Origin of the sequence: Candidatus Poriferisodalis sp. (assembly GCF_965204195.1) — a bacterium.
GTDB lineage: Bacteria > Actinomycetota > Acidimicrobiia > Acidimicrobiales > Poriferisodalaceae > Poriferisodalis.
Genome location: NZ_OZ241975.1, coordinates 742274 through 760072, shown reverse-complemented (window position 1 = coordinate 760072; position 17799 = coordinate 742274). Strand labels below are relative to the sequence as shown.

22 protein-coding genes are annotated in these 17799 nt (G+C 66.6%); 7 read left to right on the top strand and 15 right to left on the bottom strand.

Translation table 11 applies throughout. The features are described 5' to 3' along the window. Nucleotides 1–12 precede the first annotated feature (12 nt). A complete protein-coding gene (locus tag ACOGI8_RS03395) occupies nt 13–843 on the top strand; it encodes a carboxymuconolactone decarboxylase family protein (protein ID WP_419855487.1) in 831 nt (276 codons plus the stop codon). A gap of 79 nt (nt 844–922) precedes the next feature. On the opposite strand, the gene ACOGI8_RS03390 is transcribed toward ACOGI8_RS03395, so the two are convergent. The 5 genes from ACOGI8_RS03390 to ACOGI8_RS03370 all read right to left on the bottom strand — a co-directional run bounded on the left by ACOGI8_RS03390 (nt 923) and on the right by ACOGI8_RS03370 (nt 4166). Continuing rightward, entirely contained in the window at nt 923–1816 is an 894-nt protein-coding gene (locus ACOGI8_RS03390) for an enoyl-CoA hydratase/isomerase family protein (RefSeq protein ID WP_419855486.1), read from the bottom strand. A gap of 68 nt (nt 1817–1884) precedes the next feature. Next, nucleotides 1885–2943, bottom strand: coding sequence for a PD-(D/E)XK nuclease family protein (locus ACOGI8_RS03385; protein WP_419855485.1), 1059 nt, complete (start codon nt 2941–2943; stop codon nt 1885–1887). Nucleotides 2944–3043: 100 nt separating this feature from the next. Then, a complete protein-coding gene (locus tag ACOGI8_RS03380; RefSeq protein WP_419855484.1) occupies nt 3044–3415 on the bottom strand; it encodes a hypothetical protein in 372 nt (123 codons plus the stop codon). A 95-nt stretch (nt 3416–3510) separates the two neighbouring features. Beyond that, on the bottom strand, nt 3511–3924 hold the full coding sequence (locus ACOGI8_RS03375; RefSeq protein ID WP_419855483.1) for a type II toxin-antitoxin system VapC family toxin: 414 nt from the start codon (nt 3922–3924) through the stop codon (nt 3511–3513). A gap of 5 nt (nt 3925–3929) precedes the next feature. Beyond that, on the bottom strand, nt 3930–4166 hold the full coding sequence (locus ACOGI8_RS03370) for a FitA-like ribbon-helix-helix domain-containing protein (protein ID WP_419855482.1): 237 nt from the start codon (nt 4164–4166) through the stop codon (nt 3930–3932). Nucleotides 4167–4317: 151 nt separating this feature from the next. On the opposite strand from ACOGI8_RS03370, the gene ACOGI8_RS03365 reads away from it, so the two are divergent. Continuing rightward, entirely contained in the window at nt 4318–5337 is a 1020-nt protein-coding gene (locus ACOGI8_RS03365; protein WP_419855481.1) for an alpha/beta fold hydrolase, read from the top strand. Nucleotides 5338–5447: 110 nt separating this feature from the next. On the opposite strand, the gene ACOGI8_RS03360 is transcribed toward ACOGI8_RS03365, so the two are convergent. The 5 genes from ACOGI8_RS03360 to ACOGI8_RS03340 form a co-directional block, all read right to left on the bottom strand. Then, entirely contained in the window at nt 5448–6995 is a 1548-nt protein-coding gene (locus tag ACOGI8_RS03360; RefSeq protein ID WP_419855480.1) for an MFS transporter, read from the bottom strand. Between the two features lie 226 nt (nt 6996–7221). Continuing rightward, entirely contained in the window at nt 7222–8046 is an 825-nt protein-coding gene (locus tag ACOGI8_RS03355) for an SDR family NAD(P)-dependent oxidoreductase (RefSeq protein ID WP_419855479.1), read from the bottom strand. Nucleotides 8047–8105: 59 nt separating this feature from the next. Further along, nucleotides 8106–9197 carry a Zn-dependent alcohol dehydrogenase gene (locus ACOGI8_RS03350; protein ID WP_419855478.1) on the bottom strand — a complete coding sequence of 364 codons (1092 nt, stop codon included), beginning with the start codon at nt 9195–9197 and terminating at the stop codon, nt 8106–8108. A gap of 86 nt (nt 9198–9283) precedes the next feature. Beyond that, nucleotides 9284–10720, bottom strand: coding sequence for an MFS transporter (locus tag ACOGI8_RS03345; protein ID WP_419855477.1), 1437 nt, complete (start codon nt 10718–10720; stop codon nt 9284–9286). 59 nt (nt 10721–10779) lie between these two features. Further along, entirely contained in the window at nt 10780–12990 is a 2211-nt protein-coding gene (locus ACOGI8_RS03340) for a molybdopterin-dependent oxidoreductase (RefSeq protein WP_419855476.1), read from the bottom strand. A gap of 165 nt (nt 12991–13155) precedes the next feature. Here ACOGI8_RS03340 and ACOGI8_RS03335 point away from each other — a divergent pair, with 165 nt between their 5' ends. The 5 genes from ACOGI8_RS03335 (at nt 13156) to ACOGI8_RS03315 (ending at nt 16374) form a co-directional block, all read left to right on the top strand. Beyond that, on the top strand, nt 13156–13437 hold the full coding sequence (locus tag ACOGI8_RS03335; RefSeq protein WP_419855475.1) for a hypothetical protein: 282 nt from the start codon (nt 13156–13158) through the stop codon (nt 13435–13437). A 26-nt stretch (nt 13438–13463) separates the two neighbouring features. After that, complete coding sequence (locus ACOGI8_RS03330) at nt 13464–14357, top strand: AAA family ATPase (protein ID WP_419855474.1); 894 nt, start codon at nt 13464–13466, stop codon at nt 14355–14357. A 71-nt stretch (nt 14358–14428) separates the two neighbouring features. Further along, nucleotides 14429–15595: a vWA domain-containing protein gene (locus ACOGI8_RS03325; protein ID WP_419855473.1), complete on the top strand. Its 1167-nt coding sequence runs from the start codon at nt 14429–14431 to the stop codon at nt 15593–15595. A 28-nt stretch (nt 15596–15623) separates the two neighbouring features. Then, nucleotides 15624–15908, top strand: coding sequence for a hypothetical protein (locus ACOGI8_RS03320; protein ID WP_419855472.1), 285 nt, complete (start codon nt 15624–15626; stop codon nt 15906–15908). 10 nt (nt 15909–15918) lie between these two features. Further along, nucleotides 15919–16374: a hypothetical protein gene (locus ACOGI8_RS03315; protein ID WP_419855471.1), complete on the top strand. Its 456-nt coding sequence runs from the start codon at nt 15919–15921 to the stop codon at nt 16372–16374. Nucleotides 16375–16384: 10 nt separating this feature from the next. On the opposite strand, the gene ACOGI8_RS03310 is transcribed toward ACOGI8_RS03315, so the two are convergent. The 5 genes from ACOGI8_RS03310 to ACOGI8_RS03290 are packed head-to-tail and all read right to left on the bottom strand — an operon-like array spanning nt 16385 to nt 17782. Then, nucleotides 16385–16747: a hypothetical protein gene (locus ACOGI8_RS03310; protein WP_419855470.1), complete on the bottom strand. Its 363-nt coding sequence runs from the start codon at nt 16745–16747 to the stop codon at nt 16385–16387. Continuing rightward, entirely contained in the window at nt 16744–17034 is a 291-nt protein-coding gene (locus tag ACOGI8_RS03305) for a hypothetical protein (protein WP_323672530.1), read from the bottom strand. The genes ACOGI8_RS03310 and ACOGI8_RS03305 overlap by 4 nt, the downstream gene beginning before the upstream one ends. Before the next feature lies 1 nt (nt 17035). Next, nucleotides 17036–17314 (bottom strand): hypothetical protein, encoded by a 279-nt coding sequence (locus ACOGI8_RS03300; protein WP_419855469.1) that lies wholly within the window; start codon nt 17312–17314, stop codon nt 17036–17038. 13 nt (nt 17315–17327) lie between these two features. After that, nucleotides 17328–17555 (bottom strand): hypothetical protein, encoded by a 228-nt coding sequence (locus tag ACOGI8_RS03295; RefSeq protein ID WP_419855468.1) that lies wholly within the window; start codon nt 17553–17555, stop codon nt 17328–17330. Nucleotides 17556–17566: 11 nt separating this feature from the next. After that, a complete protein-coding gene (locus ACOGI8_RS03290) occupies nt 17567–17782 on the bottom strand; it encodes a hypothetical protein (protein WP_419855467.1) in 216 nt (71 codons plus the stop codon). Between the last annotated feature and the right edge of the window lie 17 nt (nt 17783–17799).

Below are 17799 nucleotides of genomic sequence, written 5' to 3'. Positions count from 1 at the left end.
AGGAGGAGCGCCATGACCGACACCACACCACGCACACACGCCGAGCGGCGGGCCGCGGCATTCGAGGTATACGAGCGATTCACCAACGGGGAAGTCGATCCCGAGCGGGCGCAGCGGTCGATGACCCGGCGTCTCGGCGCTTTGGGCACGTTCGCCTTCGACGTGGTGATGGGCGACGTGTGGGCACGACCCGAGCTGTCGCGCCGCGACCGCAGCCTGATCGTGATCACGGTGCTGGCCACCATCGGCTCAAGCGAGGAGCTGTCGTTGCACACCGAAGTCGGGCTGAATCACGGCCTGACGCGCACCGAGATCGAAGAGGTCCTGATCCAGGTGGCCGCCTACGCCGGCTTCCCGATGGCGATGGCGGCATCCCGGGTGGTCGACGAACGGTTCCGCACACTCGACGGGGTCGAACGGCTGCCCGAGCGTTCGGGTGCCGATGAGCTGGACGACGACGAGCGGGAGCGACGTGCAGCGGAGGTGCGGGGAACCCTCACGGCAGGCCGGGCGTCGAGCGACCCCTCCGAGGACATGGCTCGCCTGGTCGAGCACCTCGGCGAGGTCGGGCGCATCGCCTATCACTGGGCGTTCGGCGACCTCTGGTCACGCGAGGAGCTGTCCCGGCGTGATCGCAGCATCGTGGTCATTGCGATCCTGACCGTGCTGAGCCGCACCGACGAGCTGGCGTTCCATGTGCCGGCGGGCCTCAACCACGGGCTGACGCGCACCGAGATCGAAGAGATCATGGTGCAGATGACCATCTACGGCGGCATCCCCCGAGCCGTCGAGGGCTACCAAGCGATGAAGAAGGCCTACGACAAGATCGACACCCGCAGCTGAGGCTGCGGCGAGATCGACAGAGTCCGATTTGGTAGATCAAATCGTCGAAATTGGTAGACCGACAGTCCCGCTGGACCGGTCAGAAGGTGCCGAAGCGGGCCTGGGCGTCCTCGCTGGTGATTGAGCGGGCTGAGGCGTCGCCATCGAATTCGGACAGGTCGCCGAGCCGGGTGATCTGGGCGTAGCCGCGCAGCTGGTGCTTGGCCATCTGCACCGACAGCGACGGCAGGTCGAGCAAGCGCGCCACCCACCGGTCCACGGCCGCATCGAGTTCGTCTTCGCCTTCACACACTTCGTGTGCCAATCCCCACTCAGCGGCCCGGAGCCCGTCAATGCGCTCGCTCGTCATTACGAACTGGCGCGCACGCGACATGCCGAGCTCCGCGATCAGCCGGGGCGTCGCGCCCCACGGCAGCGGCACCCCCAACTCCACCTCGGGCACGTACCACATCGCATCGGCCTCGCTGATGCGAAAGTCGCAGCTCGTGGCGAAGCAGCACCCGCCGCCGATGGCATGCCCGTGCACCCGAGCGATCGTGACCGCTTCGCAGTCCTCGATGGCCCGGGCCGCCCGCCGCCCCAGTTGGTTGATGTAGCGAGCCTCGCGATCGCTCGCAGCAGTCGGCGGCTGCTCCTTGCGATCAGCACCGGCGCAGAACGACTTCCCTCGCCCACCAAACACCACCACCCGGTACTGCGTCTGCCCGTTCAACGCCAAGAACAAGTCCCCCACCTCGCGGATCATCAGCTGGTTGTGCGCATTGCGCGACTCCGGCCGGTTCAACCACACCCGAAGCGTTTCCCCATCAGGTTCCAGCTCGATCGTCTCCAAAGAAGGCATCTCAAACGACAACAAACTCATCCCGCCATCCTTGCCGAAGGGGATGAGCCTCGCAGCGGCATCAGCCCGGACCGGCCACAGGCTCGGCGGTTCGACCAGGTGCTCCTGCATCTTCGCGTTCCGAAAGTTCACGGCCCGATCAGTAGCGAGCCTTTCCGGCCAGCTAGCACCAGTGTGAGGACGGCCACCGACGCAGGTGGCTAGGCCATCTCGACCACGATGTCGCGGACTCGCTTGACCTGAGCCGTAGCCGAATCGAGCGTGTCCTCGTATTCGACACCCAATGGCAATTCGATCGGCACCCACAGCCAATTGGGTTCGCTCCACGCTGGCAGCCAGCCAGGTTCCGCGAGGCCGTGCTTCAGATCTTCAAGATCGATCGCTTGCTTATGCCAGATCCGCAGCCAGAGCGGCGTAGTACCGAGATCAGCCCAACGCTTCAAACTGACGTACAACGCGAGCTCAATCAACCGTTCGCCGTCGGCGTCGCAGAAGCCGATGTACCGCAGATAGCCGTCGCGCCCCGGCACCGCTTTCAGACCCTTGTTCGTCATCCAGCCTTCGCCAGCACCCCGGCTCGCAACGCCGTCGACGAGCCGATTGAAGGCCATGAGCCGCCGGGGAACTGTCGCATTGAGATCCTCGGCATGCAGTGGCGCAAAGGCCGCCTCGTCCTGAGCGAGTGCCAAGCCATGCAACTGCTGAAGATTCGCATCCATCGAGGAGTCAGCGTTCGTCAGACCGGCAAGCAGCGTGTCCCAACCCATCAACGCGATTCGCTTGCCGCCGTCGAGGACATCAGCGACGATCATGTTTCTTACTTGGCGGGTCGAGCCGAGCTTCAACTCCGATGGATGCTCGAACTGTCGTGCGATCTTGACCCAGAGCGTCTCATGGCGGACCTCGGGGGCCACGAACAGCAGTACGGCGAGACCATCGTCGGCTAGGTGCCCGACATAGCGTCTCGCTTGCCCGTCCTGTAACGGCGCCCAGAACTTCGACTCGATAATGAGTCGGTTCGAGCCGGCCGTGTCGTACGCGACGAGATCTAGCCGCTCGCCCTCCGAGGCGACCACTTGCGTCCTAGCGCTCGCAACCGACGCCAGCCGACGTTCGCCGTCGCACACCATCTCCACGAGTGCCTCTCGACACGCCTCCGACTTGTTGAGTATGAAGGCGAGGGCATCGGTTGCGGCGTCCTCAACGCCGCGTGTCAGCTTCGGCACCAGGTGGGCCAGCAGTGAGTGATCGTCTTCCACGGTGATGCTCTTTCTCAGTTGATGAACCGTGCCGCAGAATCTATTTCTCGCAAGTATTCATTAGCGCAGTGCAGCACGACGTTCATTCTCAGTCCATGGGTTACGCGGCAGGGTGCGCCGGGTAGTCGTCGTGGTGGCCGGTGTCGCCGGGCTGGATCACGAAGTCTCGCCGGTCGCGGTACAGGCGGGCTCGGTTGATGACGTAGTTGTCTTCGCCGGCGAGCGGGCTGATCTTGCGATAGTCGGTCATCAGCCAGTACTTGTGATCGCCGACGAACAGGTACGTATTCGACATGCGGAAGAAGCGCCCCGTGACGCCCTCGCCGGCGTGGAACCGGGCGCAGACCGCCGCGAGCAGCTCCCGCTGGTCGTCCTTCTCGCTCAACACGTACTCGTGCGGCCACGTGTCCCGATAGGTCACGGCCTCGCGCCACGGCGCGGCCTCGATGAGTTCAGTCAGTTGCCTGCCCATGGTCGCCAGCCTCGCGCTGGAGTGTGACAAGTCGCGAACGCGCTACGCCCGGGTCGTGCGAGCCGGTTGGAATCGGGGCCGCCCAGCTTCCGCTGTCAGGCAGCCGGTTCGGGCCACGGCGGGACCCGGAATTCGCAGCGCGATCCGCTGGCTCTTGCTGCCTTGCGGTCGAGCGTGACAAGCGGCCAGTCAAGCCTCTCAGCGAGGGCGACGTACCACGCGTCGTAGGCGGTGAAATTGAAGCGAAGCTCCCAGATGCGATCGGCGAACGGGCCGAACGGGTAGAGCTCGATGCCGAATCGAGTGAGATCACGCTGGGATGCCGTCGCTTCGAGTCGTGATATCTCGCGCGACAGCTCCAGACGCCGCAGGATGTTCGACGTCTCGGCGGGCAGCAGTTCGGGTGCGGCCATCGGCTTCTGTGCGAGCTGCTCAAGCGCCCACCGGCCGTCATCGCCGTCATCGATGAGCGCAGCCAACAGAGTCGAAGCATCAATGACTGCGCTCACTCCGCTCACTTCCTGTCTGCGTCGCGTGCCTCGAGGATCGTGGCCGCTGAGACCCGAGTGCCCGCAGCTTCCTTGCGTCGTCGAATCTCCTCCAGCAACGAGGCCACAGACGGCTTCGCAACGAGGTGCTCGAGTTCCCCCCGCAGGTATTCCTGCATCGACTGGCGCTGCTCGGCAGCCCTGGCAGCGAGCTCGTCGCAAACTTCATCAGGCACGTTCCGGATGGTGATCTGCTTAGCCATGCCCGCATTCTGCCTGCGTTGCCAGCATTCTGCAAGCACAGCTCTTTGGCCAGCGCACATCTGCCGAACTTCGCGCGGTGCGTCGATCTCATGCAACTCAATTTCGAATACCACCCGCCGACAAACGCAATTGGGGGCCAGAATGGCGGGCATGAGTGAGAGCGATGGCATGGCAGCACCTGATCTTTCGGGTGTGAAGCACTACGACGTGGATGCTCTGGGTACGCGGATTCATGTGGCGGAGGTGGGCGAGGGGCCGATGGTGCTGTTCGTTCATGGCTTCCCCGAGTCGTGGTACTCGTGGCGCCACCAGCTGCCTGCGGTGGCTGCGGCTGGGTATCGGGCGGTGGCGATCGACGTGCGCGGCTACGGCCGCTCCTCCGCGCCCGCAGTGGTCGACGACTACCGCATGGTCCGTCACGTTGCCGACAACGTGGGCGTCGTACGGGCGCTCGGCGAGGACACTGCCGTCATCGTGGGCCACGACTGGGGCGCACCCATCGCGTGGAGCTCGGCCCTGCTGCGGCCCGACATCTTCACAGCACTCGGACTGGTGAGCGTGCCCTACAACGCCCGCAGCGACTTCAAGCCCAGCGCCGCCTTCCGCATGATGGGCGGCGACAAGGAGTTCTACATCGAGTACTTCCAAGAGCCGGGCCGTGCCGAAGCTGAAATGGAGGTCGACCTTCCCCGCTGGCTGCTGGGCATGTACTTCTCCGCCTCGGGAGACGGCGTGCGGGCCCGGCTGGCTTCGGGCGACTCGTCAGGCGGGGGCTTCGGCGTGGCGCCGGGCGGCAAGCTCTCTGACAACTTCGTCTGGCCCGAGAAGGGATCCTGGCCCCACTGGATGTCGGAGGCCGACTTCGCCTACTACACCTCGGAGTTCACCCGCACGGGCATGTCCGGCGGGCTGAACCGCTACCGCAACGTGGACCGCGACTGGGAGGACATGGCCGCCTTCGACGGAGCGGCCATCACCCAGCCGAGCCTGTTCGTCGGCGGCGAAGTCGACGGGCCGACCGTGTGGGGCGCCGGCTCCATCGCCAAGTTCGGCGAGACCATGCCCAACCTGCACAAGTCAGTGATCCTCGACGGCATCGGCCACTGGGTGCAGCAGGAAGCCGCCGACGAGCTCAACGCCGAACTGCTCGACTTCCTCGCAGCCCTCTAGGTATGAGTTTTAGCCTTCCGTACAGTTTTCCCAAGGCTAAAACTCTGGAAAATTAGGGCTAAAACTCCTGACAATTCCCGACGCACGAGCACGCGCGGACGAGCGGGTGCTCAGGCCAGGCGGGTGGCGCGGCGGGTGGCGAACAGGGGTGCCACGTAGCCGATCGCCGCCACTGCAGCGCCGAACAGGAACGTTGCTCGCAGGCGGCCCAGCGAGGGATCCTCGCCGGTGAAGGCCAGCATCGACTGGATCCCCAGGATGATGCCCATCCACATGACCGTCTGGTTCATGCCGTTGGCCATGCCGAGGTCCTTGTCTTCCACCGAGTTGGCGACCAGCACCTGGTAAGCGGGTGAGCCGACGCCTGCGGAGACCCCCGACAGCACCAGCCCCACCATGATCGCTGCGAGGCCCCAGCCCACCGGCTTGGCGCCCAGGGCGAAGGCGATCATCGAGCCGATCATCGCGGAGGTGCCAAAGAACATCGGGATCCGGGCGCCGATCTTGGTCACCAGCGTGCCGCCCAGCGGCGACGCCACGGCGAATGCGCCTGGCCGGGGCACCATGAGCATCGCCGCCACGCCCACCGAGAAGCCGTACCGCTCCTGCAGCACCCAGGGCACCACCATGAAGCCGCCCATGTACGCGAACTGGTTGGCCGGCGCCGACAGCAGCGGCAACGTGAAACTGGCTCGGCGGAACAGACGCAGATCCAAGAAGGGGGCGGGGGCGCGGCGCTCCCACAGCACGAACAGCACGAAGCAGGCCACCGCACCGCCCAGCATCAGCATCAGCGTCTGATCTGAGAGCAGCGCGTCGCCCGCCCGCAGGATCATCGGCAGCCGAGTGATCGCCCACAGCACCAGCAGCGTTCCGCCCGCGAGCAGCAGCGCCCCCAGGATGTCGATCGGCACCCGCTCGCCCCGGGGAATCGGCTTCACGACGACGGCTGCGAAGATCAGCGACACGAGGCTGATCACGCCGAACAGCAAGAAGATGCCCCGCCACCCGAACACGTTCAGCAACGGTCCGCCGACGACCACGCCGATCGTCGGAGCACCAGTCATGGCGAACTGGAACCAGCCGACAGCCCGCGCCCGCTCGGCCGGACCGAACGCATGCATGAGCAACGCCATACCCGAGGGCATCAGCAGCCCGCCGCACAGCCCGAACATCACTCTCACGGCGATGAAGGCGCCGATGTCGGGCACCCAGTAGTTGGCGATCATGGTGACGGTCATCCCGACGATGCCGATGAGGAACATGCGGCGATGCCCGAAGCGGTCGGCCAGCTTGCCGCCGGCGGGGGTCGAGACGGCCATGGCCAGCATGAGGCCGGTGATGACCCAGCCGGCGGTGGGCAGCGTGGTATCGAGGTCTTCCGCGATGGGGGTGAGCGAGACGCCCACCAGCGTCATCAGCGAGCCGAACCCGAGCACGGCCAGCCCGATCACGCCGAGCAGTCGCCACCGGTAGCTGTCTGAGGGCGGTGCTTCGACGGCCTGAGCCGGGTGGTCGGTGGGCGCAGCGCCCGACGGCGCCGGGCGCGGGGCAGGGGGCGCCACCGATGGGGCGAGTGGCCGGCCGGCGGCATCGAGAATCTGCGGGACGACCGTGAACACCGACGGCCGTGCGGACAGCCGCGCTCGCGCGCGCACGTTGGGTCCTGCGGGCTTCACGTGCTCAGGACCGACGGAGCCGCGCTCGGGTCAAGCGTCTCGCTCGTAGCAACTCGGTCGGCGTCACGGGTTCAGTAAACGCCGTGCCGCTCCGTTTGCCTCAGCGTCGCCGTGCGAGCAGACCGAACGTGCTGCTTCGCGGCTGGCCCATCTCCCGCAGCGGACGCTGCATGGCCGCGTCAAGCGGCCGACGCTCAACAGGCGCTCAGCGCGTGAGGTGACCGTCGTCGAGCATGGCATCGGCTTGGTAGCGGGCGATCTTGCCCATCTCGGGATGCGTCAGCACCCAGAATCGGTCGGTGCGCACGGCATTCAGCACCATCGGCCCCACATCGGCCGGGTCCATGCCCTCGGCTAGATAGCCCTTGAGCATGTCCCAGAACTTGTCGCCCTGATCGGTACGCACGTGGTGGGCGGCATCTTCAGGGTCACGATTGCGCTGGCTGTACACGATGTTGGTGTTGATCGGTCCCGGGCACAGCACCGAGGCATGCACCGGCGAGTTACGCAACCGCAGATCCCGCTCCAGCGTGGCCATCAACGCCACCACACCGTGCTTGGACACGTTGTACGCACCCAGCGAGGCGCCGCCGTACAGCCCGGCCACCGAAGCAGTCGAGTTGATGTGGCCCTCGCCGGTCGCTTCGATGATCGGCAGGAACACGTGGCAGCCGTAGATCGGCCCCCACAGGTTGATGTCGAGCGTCCAGCGCCAGTCCTCGAGCGACATGTCCCCCACCGGACCGGGAATGCCGACGCCGGCGTTGTTGCAGAGCACATGCACCGCTCCGAACTGCTCCACGGCAGCCTCGGCGAGCGCCTCGATCTGTGCCAGCTGCGATACGTCCGTGCGCACCGCGATGGCCTCTGCACCGGCCTCGCGCACCTCGGCGGCGGCATCGTTCAGCGGGGCTTCCTCGATATCGGCCAGCACTACCTTCATGCCTGCCGCCGCGAACGTGTCGGCCATGGCGCGGCCCATGCCGCTCGCCGCGCCTGTTACTACAGCAACTCTGCCCTCGACCTCCATGGCCCCTCTCTTGCTGGTTGTTGGATTGATGCGGCCCGTCCCCGTACCGGGCAGACCGGCTAGTCGAAGTCGATGACGGTGCGGGTGCCCACGCGCTGGCGCATCTGCTCGTAGCCGACGTTGATGTCATCCAGCGGCATGTGCGCTGAGATCATCTCGTCGAGCATCAGGCGGCCGTCGAGATACATGTCGACGTAGCGGGGCATGTCCACCCGGAAGGCGTTCGAGCCCATCATCGAGCCCTGCAGCCGCTTCTCGAGCATGAACACCTCATAGCCCGGGATCTCGATCTTCTCGCCGAACGGCATCATGCCCACGATGACGGTGGTGCCGCCGGGCCGCGACGACGACCACGCCTGCTCGCAGGTTTGCTTCAGCCCGATGCACTCGAAGGCGTAATCGACACCGCCGCTCGTCAATTCCTTGATGGCTTCGACTGGATCGCCCTCGGAAGCGTTGACCGTGTCGGTGGCGCCCACCTGGCGAGCCGTCTCCAGCTTGTCGTTCTCGACATCCACCGAGATGACCCGGCCGGCCCCGGCGATACGTGCGCCCTGTACGGCGGAGAGGCCGATCCCGCCAGCGCCGTATACGGCCACCGTGGAACCGGGCTCGACGCGGGCTGTCTTGAACACCGCACCCAGCCCCGTGGTGACACCGCAGCCGATGAGCGCCGCACGGTCGAGCGGCATGTCGTCGCGGATCTTCACGACAGCGTTCTGGTGGATCAGCATCTCCTCGGCGAACCCGCCCAGGCGGGCGAACTGGCCCACCTCGGTGCCGTCTTTCTTGGCCAGCCGCGGTGCGGCTCCGGAAGGCCGAGCGACAGCAGCGGGATTGGCGCAGATGTTCGGGCGACCGGTCAGGCAGCGCTCACAGTGGCCGCAGAAAACCGACAGGCAGGAAATGACATGGTCGCCGGGCTTCACGTAGGCCACGTTCTCGCCGACTGCTTGGACCACGCCGGCGCTCTCATGGCCCATGACAGCGGGGAGCTGGTACGGCCAGTGGGCATCCATGAAGTGCAGGTCGCTGTGACACAGGCCCGCGTGCACCACCCGCAACAGGACCTCGTCGGGGGTCGGCGCGTCGACCGAGATGTCCTCAATGTCGAGTTCGCCCGGAATCTCGTTGAGCACTGCGGCTTTCATGATCGGCTCCCCCTCTCGTCACGCACATCGGCTGCGCGACTCAGCCACGCGGCAGCGTACTCACCCCCAAGATGCTGCTGGAAACCTCAGGGCGTGGGACCCGAACGCTGGAGCACCTGCGGCCGGATCAGCAGCCACAGCGTCATCCCGGCGAGTCCCAATGAGGCCATCAAGATGACTGCGGCGCGAGCGCCGAGCTGCTGCGCTACCTCGCCGAGCACGTAGGTGCCCACCGGCAGCGCGCCGATCGCCATGCTCAGCAAGCCCATCGCGCGGCCCCGCATCTCCTCCGACACGGTGGTGAGCACCAGGGTCGACTGCGTGGCAGCGAAGAGCCCGCTGCCGCAGCTGGCGACGTACAGCGTGATCACGGCGATCAGGACGCTCGGCGACAGCGCCCACACGATGAGCATCGCCATCGCCACGAACACGCCGAACGAGTAGGCGATCCCCCAACGACCGTCGCCCCACCTCGCTGTGACCAACGATCCGGTGATCATGCCGAAGCCGGTCATCGAGCCGATGATCCCGATCTGCGACGCCGTGGCGTTGACCTGGTCGCCGATGAGCTGGACGGCCGGGAAGTAGGCGAACATGAAGAAGTTCGCCATCACGGTGACACCCAGGATGCTGAGCAGGCTGCGATTGGTCCGCGCCAGGCGCAACCCGTCACGCAATTCGGTCAGCGGCGAGGTTCGCTGGGGCTGACCGGAGGCCGTCGCTCCTGGCGAGGCGTCATCGATCATCTCGTGCGGCGCAGAGCTTGAGGGCACCAGTTCGAACACCCGCTCGGCCATGGACCGTGCCCAGCGCGGGTGAGCCAGTCGCAATCCGGCCAGCCCACGGTCGGCACGGTTGCGCTCGGTCATGCGTTGCGGCTGGGCGGGCATCGAAGGCGGCACGTGCGGTACCCACATGAGGAGCACCAAGCCGAGGCCCAGCATGGCGGCCACCCCCAGGAAGGCAGCCCCTACGCCAGCCCGGTCAGCAACTGCGCCACCCAGCAGCTGCCCCGCCGCTACGCCTGAGGCGAGCGCCATCGTCTCCCACGCCATTGCCTTGTGCAGCCGATGCGGCCCCACGATGTCGAGCACCAGCGCTCGACGGCTGGTCATGTCCACCACCCAGCCGATGCCAGCGAACAACAAGAACGGATACAGCAGTGCAATGCCCAGTTGCCCAGCCCGCTCGGCCAGCCCTACCACGGCCACGAACGGCACCAGAAGCGCTGTCTGCAATCGCACGGTGCGCCGACGGTCGAAGCGATCCGAGATCACCCCGCCGATGGCCCCGCCGAGCAGCAGAGGCGCCCACATGATGGCCCCAGTCAGCTGCACCATCCGTGGCGAGCCGGTGATCTGGTTGACGTGATAGCTGGCCAGGAACGCGATCGCCCAGCGTCCCCAGTGCCAGCACAATCCGCTGAACCACAGCGGGGCGAAGCCGCGGGCCGAGAATGCACCGCCGCCGCGGACCTCGGGCTCGAGGCGCGGCGCCTCAGTGGCCACCGCCCCCCTGCGCATCAGCGCGGCATCCTACGAGGATGCGCGAGTCGGCGTATCTGCCCGTTCCGGCTGCTGGATCAGGCGGGAACGCCGGAGGCCGGGGCGACGGTCACCGGCACGCCGTTGACGGCGGCGTTGCCCGAGGGGGCGTCCACGAAATCGGGCGGGACGAGCACGTTGTAGTTGACACCGGCATACCTGCTGGCCACTGACTGGCGGGTGCCGGGCTTGTCGTGGCCCCAGCCGTGAGGCAGTGATACCACCCCCGGGTACATCTGGTCGCTGATTTCCACTGGCACCTCGACGGCACCGTTCGACGATGACACCCGGGCCAGTTCGCCGTCGGCCACACCTGCGTCCGCGGCATCGTCGGGATGGATGAGCAGCGTGCAGCGATCCTTGCCGCGCACCAAGACCTCCACGTTGTGCATCCACGAGTTGTTCGAGCGCACGTGGCGCCGGCTGGTGAGCACCAGCGAGGCATCGGGCCGGTCGAGGCTCGCCTCGAGACGCCCGATGTCGGAGGTGATGCGCTCGGGCGCCAGGTCGATCTTGCCGTCGGCATTCACCACGATGTCATCGACCTGCGGGACCATCGGGCCCATGTCGAGCCCGTCAGGCATTTCCTTCAGCTTGTCGAGGTTCAAGCCGTCGGGGTTCTCGCCGTAGCGATCGCCCCACGGACCGGTCCGGATGGCCAGATCATTCAGCCGCTCGGGCCCGGGTAGGGGCGATGCCTCCAGCGCCATCGCCGGATCCGCGCCGGCCAGCTCAGCAAGCGCCGAGAAGTACAGATCGTCGAACTCTGCGACGTTCACCTCTCCGAGGCCTGCGCACATCGCACCGAGTCGCGTCAGGATCTCCCATTCGTCGGGCCGATCATCGGAGGGCGGGAACAGCGGGGGCGCATACTTCGCTGCGGAGCGCTTGGCCCAGCCCCACAGCATCTCGGAGTAGAAGTGCTGCTCGAGCGCTGCCAACCCCGGCAAGACCACGTGAGCGTGGCGGGAGGTCTCGTTCAGCGCATTGTCCACCGAGATCATCGCCTCCAGCAGCGGCAATGCCTTGTCGAGACGGTCGGAATTGGGGGCAGACAGCACCGGGTTGCCGCCCACCACCACCAGCCCCTTGAGCTGACCCTCGCCGGGTGTGTCGATCTCCTCGGCGAGGCATCCCATCGGGAACTGCCCCAGCACTTCGGGGATGTCGCGAACCCTGCTCCGCCAGCGGTCGAACCCGCCCTCGAAGCCCCAGTCCTGCTGCAGCATCGACCACGCCACCGGCTTCGCCCACATCATCCCGCCTACCGCGTCCAGGTTGCCGGTGAGCGCGCAGATGACGTCAGGCAGCCACGACGCCAGCGTGCCGAACTCCTGGTTGCAGGTGCCGATGCGGGCGTACCACGCGGCCCGCTCAGCCGCAGCGAACTCGCGGGCCAAGGTGCGGATCGCCCCTGCGTCAGCACCGCACGCCTCGGCCACCCGCTCCGGCGGGAACCCAGCAGCGATGGCCCGCACGTCGTCCACGCCCTTGAGCCGATCCGCCAGGTGCCCGAGCCGCACGAGCTCTTCGTCGAACAGCACGTTCAACACGGCGAGCTGCAGCAGCGCATCTGTGCCGGGCCGCACCGGCAGCCACTGGTCGGCGTGCGCGCAGGTCTCGCTGCGGCGCGGGTCGATCACTACCACCTTGCCTCGCTCGCGCACGAGGTCCAGAGCACCTGAGACATCGGGGCAGCCCATGAAGCTGCCTTGGCTGGCGGACGGGTTGGCGCCCTGGACCACCATGAAGTCAGTGTGGTCGATGTCGGGCACCGGGATGCGCCAGGAGTGCCCGTACATCAGCTGGCAGGCCACGTTCTTCGACCAGGTGTCGATGGTGCCAGACGTGTACACCGTGGGCATCCCGGCGAGCTGCAGGAACATGCCCGCGTATCGGCTGATCGAGTAGTTGAAGCCAGTGGCATTGCCGAAGTAGGCGGTGATCGCTTCGACGCCGTAGGTGTCGCGGACACCGCCGAGCAGCTCGGCGCAGCGCTCGAAGGCGGCATCCCAACTGGCCTCCGTCAGATTGCCGGCTGCGTCGCGGACCAGCGGCCTGCGCACTCGATCGGGATCGGCGTACATGTGCCCGAGCACGGTGCCCTTAGGGCAGATGTAGCCCTTCGACCACACATCGTTGCGGTTCGGCCTGATCAGCTTCACTTCGCCGTCGGCGTGGTGCACCTCGAGCCCGCACATCGCTTCGCACAATGAGCAGCTTCGGATATGAATCTGGCGATCGGTCATGCGAGCCCTTTCTTGCGGCATGCCCGAGGTACCCCGGGGTCCCCCGAGATTACGACCCGAACACGGGCAACCGCCCGCTCTAGCTGCTGACTGCGACGCCGGCCGGCGGCGGCGCTCGGCGGAGGCGCTGATCGGGATTTTGCGCCTGCGGCTATTATCGGGGCGGTGACATCGACTGATCCGGCGCCTGCACAGGCAGACGCCGGCACCGAGCCGCAGCCCGTGCTGACAGACGTCTGGCAGGGAGTTGACGGTGCCGGCTTCGACGCCGAGCACAGCAACGTCAAGATCTGCCGCAACGCGCGCCATTTCACCTTCGACGGCTTTGCTGAAGGCGACGAGGACATCGCCACGTCGTGGCGGAAGCTGCTCGAACGCGAGGGCAAGTCATCCCCCGACGGCGGCTCGTTGCGCGATCTGGTCCTCGGTCCCACATCTGGGGACTGAGGCCGGCGGCGTCCCGGGCTCGAACGGTGAGCGAACAGCCCCGCAACGAGACACCGGCGAGCGTTGCCGACCTCCAGGCACAGTTTCGAGCAGCCGGCTACCTCGCGAGCCGCGGCCTGGCCACCGCAACGCTCATCGGGATGCGGTTGGGCCGGCCGATCCTGCTCGAAGGCGAGGTCGGCGTCGGCAAGACCGAGATGGCCAAGTGCCTCGCGGAGATCGGCGGGCGGGAGCTGATCCGCCTGCAGTGCTACGAGGGCATCGACACCTACCAAGCGCTCTACGAGTGGGACTACGCGCGGCAGATGCTGCACGTCAGGGCGCTGTCGGAGAGCGAGCTGACCGACGCCGAGGCCGTCAGCGGGCTGTACGGCCCTAACTTCCTTATCGAGCGGCCGCTGCTGTCGGCGATCAAGGCCGGCAGCAGCGCGGTGCTGCTCATCGACGAGATCGACCGTGCCGACGACGAATTCGAGGCCTTCCTGCTGGAGCTGCTGTCGGACTTCCAGATCACGATCCCCGAGATCGGCACCGTCACCGCGGCCAGCCGACCGATGGTGGTGCTGACCTCGAATCGAACACGGGAACTGCACGACGCCCTCAAGCGCCGATGTCTGTATCACTGGATCGGCTACCCCAGTTTCGAGGAGGAAATCGAGATCGTCCGCTTGCGTGCCCCCGATGCCGTCATGACCCTCGCCCACAAGGTGGTTGCCGCCGTCCAGCGCCTGCGTGACATGGATCTCGCCAAGCCGCCGGGGGTCGCCGAGACGCTCGACTGGGTCGACGCGCTAGGCGTGCTGGGTACCGACGATCTCGATGCTGCGGCCGCAGCCGACACGATCGGTGCGGTCATCAAGGACCGCGACGACCTCGAACTGGTCGAAGCCGAACTCGGCAGGGTTGTCGCCGATGCCTGAGCCGGATGGCGGGTCCGAACCCGACATGGCGGCGGCCAATTCCTGCGGCCGGCGCTGCTTCGTGGCCGCCCGTGGCTGAGTCGGGTCCCGAAACCGGCGAAGAACTGGACCCGTCGGCTACGGAACTGGTGGAACGGCTGGTCGGCTTCGGTCATGCGTTGCGAAACGAGGGCCTGCCGGTGGGTGCTGACGACGTGGTCACGTTCTGCTGTGCGGTCTCGGAACTCACACCAAGCGATCTCGAAGACGTCTACTGGAGCGGGCGAACGACGCTGGTCCATCGCCGGGACCACCTGCCGCTCTACGACGAGGTATTCCGCCGGTACTTCCTGGGGCACGCTGCCCCAACCGGTGCCGAGCCGTCCGCCGCCGAGCAAATCGCGCAGGGCCAGAGCGGCATGCTGAACGTGCCCGACAGTGAGCCCGGCACCGAATCGGGCGACGATCGGCCGATGGTGCTCGGGCGTCAGGCCTCCGGGGTCGAGATCCGGCGCGACAAGCGCTTTGCCGAGTGCACGCCCGTCGAACTGGCTGCGTTGCGGCGGATCATGGCGCAAGTCCGGCTCGAACCGCCCCGGCGTCGCACCCGGCGCCGGCGGCGGGATCCGTCGGGGGCGCGCCTCGACATCCGCCGGATGGCTCGCGACGCCATGCGTCTCAGCCATGCGGCCCCAGTTCTGCATCGCTTGACGCGAGCGGAGCGGGCCCGCCCGCTGGTGCTGATTCTCGACGTCTCGGGATCGATGGCGGATCACTCCCGCAACCTGCTGCAGTTCGCGTACTCGATGCGCCGGGCAGCCCAGAAGGTGGAGGTGTTCTGCTTCGGCACCCGGCTGACGCGCATCACCCCAGCGCTCGACCGACGTAAGCCCGACGACGCTATGAAGCTGGCTGCCGAGCGCGTGCTGGACTGGGACGGCGGCACCCAGATCGGCGCTTCGCTGCACAGCTTCATCCGCAGGTGGGGTCGCAAGGGGCTCAGCCGGGGGGCCACCGTCATCATCTGCTCCGACGGGCTGGACCGGGGCGAGCCTGCAGCCCTGGCAAGCGCAATGGAACGCCTGAGCCGGCTCTGCCATCGGATCGTCTGGATGAACCCGCTCGCCAGCGACGATGTCGAGACACTGCCGAACACGCTCGGCATGATGGCCGCCGGTCCGTTCATCGACAGCCTCGAGTCGGGCCATGATCTGGCCAGCTTGGAGCGCTTCGCCCGCAGGCTGCCTCACGTCGGCTGAAGCGGTTACGAACGATGGAATGCCGACGGTGAGCAAGTGGAGCGTTTCCATCCAGGCCGAAGGCGATCGGCCCGTCGAGCTGGGCGAAGTGGTGGCCCTGGCCGATGCTGTCGCACCGCTCGAAGGCATCGCATCCGGCGTTGGTGCGATGGCCTACGGCGCCCAGATCGTTGTGGAGGCTGAGAGTTCCGACCAAGCGGTCGAAGCGGCCATGGCGGCATTCGCTGCTGCCGTCGAGACAGCAGACCTTCCGGCTTGGCCGATGACCCGAGCCGAAGTCATCGGCGAGGACGAGTTGGAGTTCGACGAGTGACGCGGCCCCAATGATTCGGCTCGGCTCGCTTGCCGGTTACCCCTTCGAGGGACCACGGGTGCTCGGCGGCTGGACGCCGCCGGCAAGTGCAGCCGTGTTCGCGATCCTGTACCGGGCCGACCCCGACGGCAAGCCGTACGACTACGCCGTGCTCGATGTCGATCACGCGGACAACCTGGCTGCAGCGGGGCTGCCGTTCGGCCATCCCCGCGCCAAGTGCTGGGAGCGGCGCGCCGGAAACAAGTGGAACCTCCACATCTGCACCTATGAGGTGCCGGGCGGGCTGCGCTCACATCGCGAGCAGATCGTCCAGGAGCTGGTTGCCATTTACCGGCCCGGCTGCGCGCCCGACCAGTTCGACCAAGTGTGGGAGGACGAGTGGATCGGCAGCTACCGGGCCCCCACCGCAGGCCCGCTCACCACGACGCGAGACCCCAGCGGTTCGACTGGGCCAGACTCAAGCTGATTGCTGGCGGCTATTCGGGGTGATAGCCGACTGCTTCGTGAAGCCGGCTGCGGCGCGTACCCATCGCAGGCCGGGCCGAGGACGGCTCGCGAGGCTCGGGTTCAGGCTCGTACGTGGCGCCGGTCACGATGCCTTCGGCCATGCCGTACAGCAACGGCAATGCGCCCGCGATGACGCCGGCCGTGTTGTTGATGCGCTCGACGCCCGGCTCGACAGCCTCGGCGTCGGATTTGATCTTCCACACGATCTGCGAGCACTCCTCGAGCAGGCCGGCGATCCGGGTGAGCTGGCTGCCCACCACGAACAGGTAGAACGCGAGCCCGGCTATGAACAGGCCGATCAGGATGACCGAGAGAACTACGAGTGTCGTCATGAGCGCACCTTGTCGAGTACTCGGCCCAGGAACAGGTGGTGTTCGAGGCCTTCGGTCAGCACCGCGTCGACCCCGTCGGCGGTCTCGGCGATCAGGGCGGTGTCAGACGTGTTGGCGGCGGCTCGCTCGAGCGTGCCTTTGATGGTCTCCACCCGGCGCTCGATCGTGCGCACCAGCAGCACCAGCATGGTGAGCAGCACCACCACGGCCACGATCACCACGAATCCGCCGATGATGACACCCCACCACAGGTTCTCCTGGGTGTCAGTGAGAGCCAGCAGGTTCATGTCAGCCTCCTAACCGGTTGCGGCCGCGTTTGAGGCCGTCGACGATCACCGTTGCAGCTGCGATCGTCGTGTTCAGTTCCCCGAGCGCCGCCGTATTTGTGACGGCGTCTTCCAGTCCGTCGTTGATCTCGGTGGCCCGATTGCCGATCGAACGGGCCAGCACGAGGATCGGCACGACGAGGGCGACCACTGCGATCACGACGACGATGCCGATGACGATGCCGATGACCCATCCCGTAGTGGATCCGGCGTCCGAACTCTGGGCGAGCAACTGCAGCATGGCGGCGCCTCCCTCAGATCGATTCGCAGAAGTCGTGGACGGGCATCAGCGTCGAGTTGACCGACGGCAGCACAGTGGGCACCGTCGAGGTCTGTTCGGCGATGACACGAACGCCGCCGGCCACTTGGGTGAGCGTGCGGTGCACCGCCACCAAATGCAGTACCACCCGCAGCAGGCCCACCGCGGCCGCCAGGATGATCAAGCCGCCGATAATGACGGTGACCCAGGCAACAACAGGCATCACGTCCCCTTTCAGCCCAGGAGCTTCCCGACCGAGCCGGCGTAGCGGACCGCACCGTCCGCCACTTCTTCGATCGTTTCGTCAGTGGTTGCGAGCAAGTCCTGCGTGGTGTCGAGCTCGCCGATGATCCCCACGCCGCCGGCCAGGATGTCGTCGCTGGCCTTGCGAATACGCTCGATCGCGGCGAGCACCCGGTTCAGCAGCGCGAGCGCAACCGGCACGACCACCAGGAGCAGTATCAGGT

What these genes read in the sequence shown, in the direction of transcription:
- ACOGI8_RS03395 (WP_419855487.1), top strand. Translation starts at nt 13, where the DNA reads ATGACCGACACCACACCACGCACACACGCCGAGCGGCGGGCCGCGGCA.
- ACOGI8_RS03380 (WP_419855484.1), bottom strand. Translation starts at nt 3,415, where the DNA reads ATGGGCAGGCAACTGACTGAACTCATCGAGGCCGCGCCGTGGCGCGAG.
- ACOGI8_RS03370 (WP_419855482.1), bottom strand. Translation starts at nt 4,166, where the DNA reads ATGGCTAAGCAGATCACCATCCGGAACGTGCCTGATGAAGTTTGCGAC.
- ACOGI8_RS03365 (WP_419855481.1), top strand. Translation starts at nt 4,318, where the DNA reads ATGAGTGAGAGCGATGGCATGGCAGCACCTGATCTTTCGGGTGTGAAG.
- ACOGI8_RS03355 (WP_419855479.1), bottom strand. Translation starts at nt 8,046, where the DNA reads ATGGAGGTCGAGGGCAGAGTTGCTGTAGTAACAGGCGCGGCGAGCGGC.
- ACOGI8_RS03350 (WP_419855478.1), bottom strand. Translation starts at nt 9,197, where the DNA reads ATGAAAGCCGCAGTGCTCAACGAGATTCCGGGCGAACTCGACATTGAG.
- ACOGI8_RS03345 (WP_419855477.1), bottom strand. Translation starts at nt 10,720, where the DNA reads ATGCGCAGGGGGGCGGTGGCCACTGAGGCGCCGCGCCTCGAGCCCGAG.
- ACOGI8_RS03340 (WP_419855476.1), bottom strand. Translation starts at nt 12,990, where the DNA reads ATGACCGATCGCCAGATTCATATCCGAAGCTGCTCATTGTGCGAAGCG.
- ACOGI8_RS03315 (WP_419855471.1), top strand. Translation starts at nt 15,919, where the DNA reads ATGATTCGGCTCGGCTCGCTTGCCGGTTACCCCTTCGAGGGACCACGG.
- ACOGI8_RS03310 (WP_419855470.1), bottom strand. Translation starts at nt 16,747, where the DNA reads ATGACGACACTCGTAGTTCTCTCGGTCATCCTGATCGGCCTGTTCATA.
- ACOGI8_RS03305 (WP_323672530.1), bottom strand. Translation starts at nt 17,034, where the DNA reads ATGAACCTGCTGGCTCTCACTGACACCCAGGAGAACCTGTGGTGGGGT.
- ACOGI8_RS03300 (WP_419855469.1), bottom strand. Translation starts at nt 17,314, where the DNA reads ATGCTGCAGTTGCTCGCCCAGAGTTCGGACGCCGGATCCACTACGGGA.
- ACOGI8_RS03295 (WP_419855468.1), bottom strand. Translation starts at nt 17,555, where the DNA reads ATGCCTGTTGTTGCCTGGGTCACCGTCATTATCGGCGGCTTGATCATC.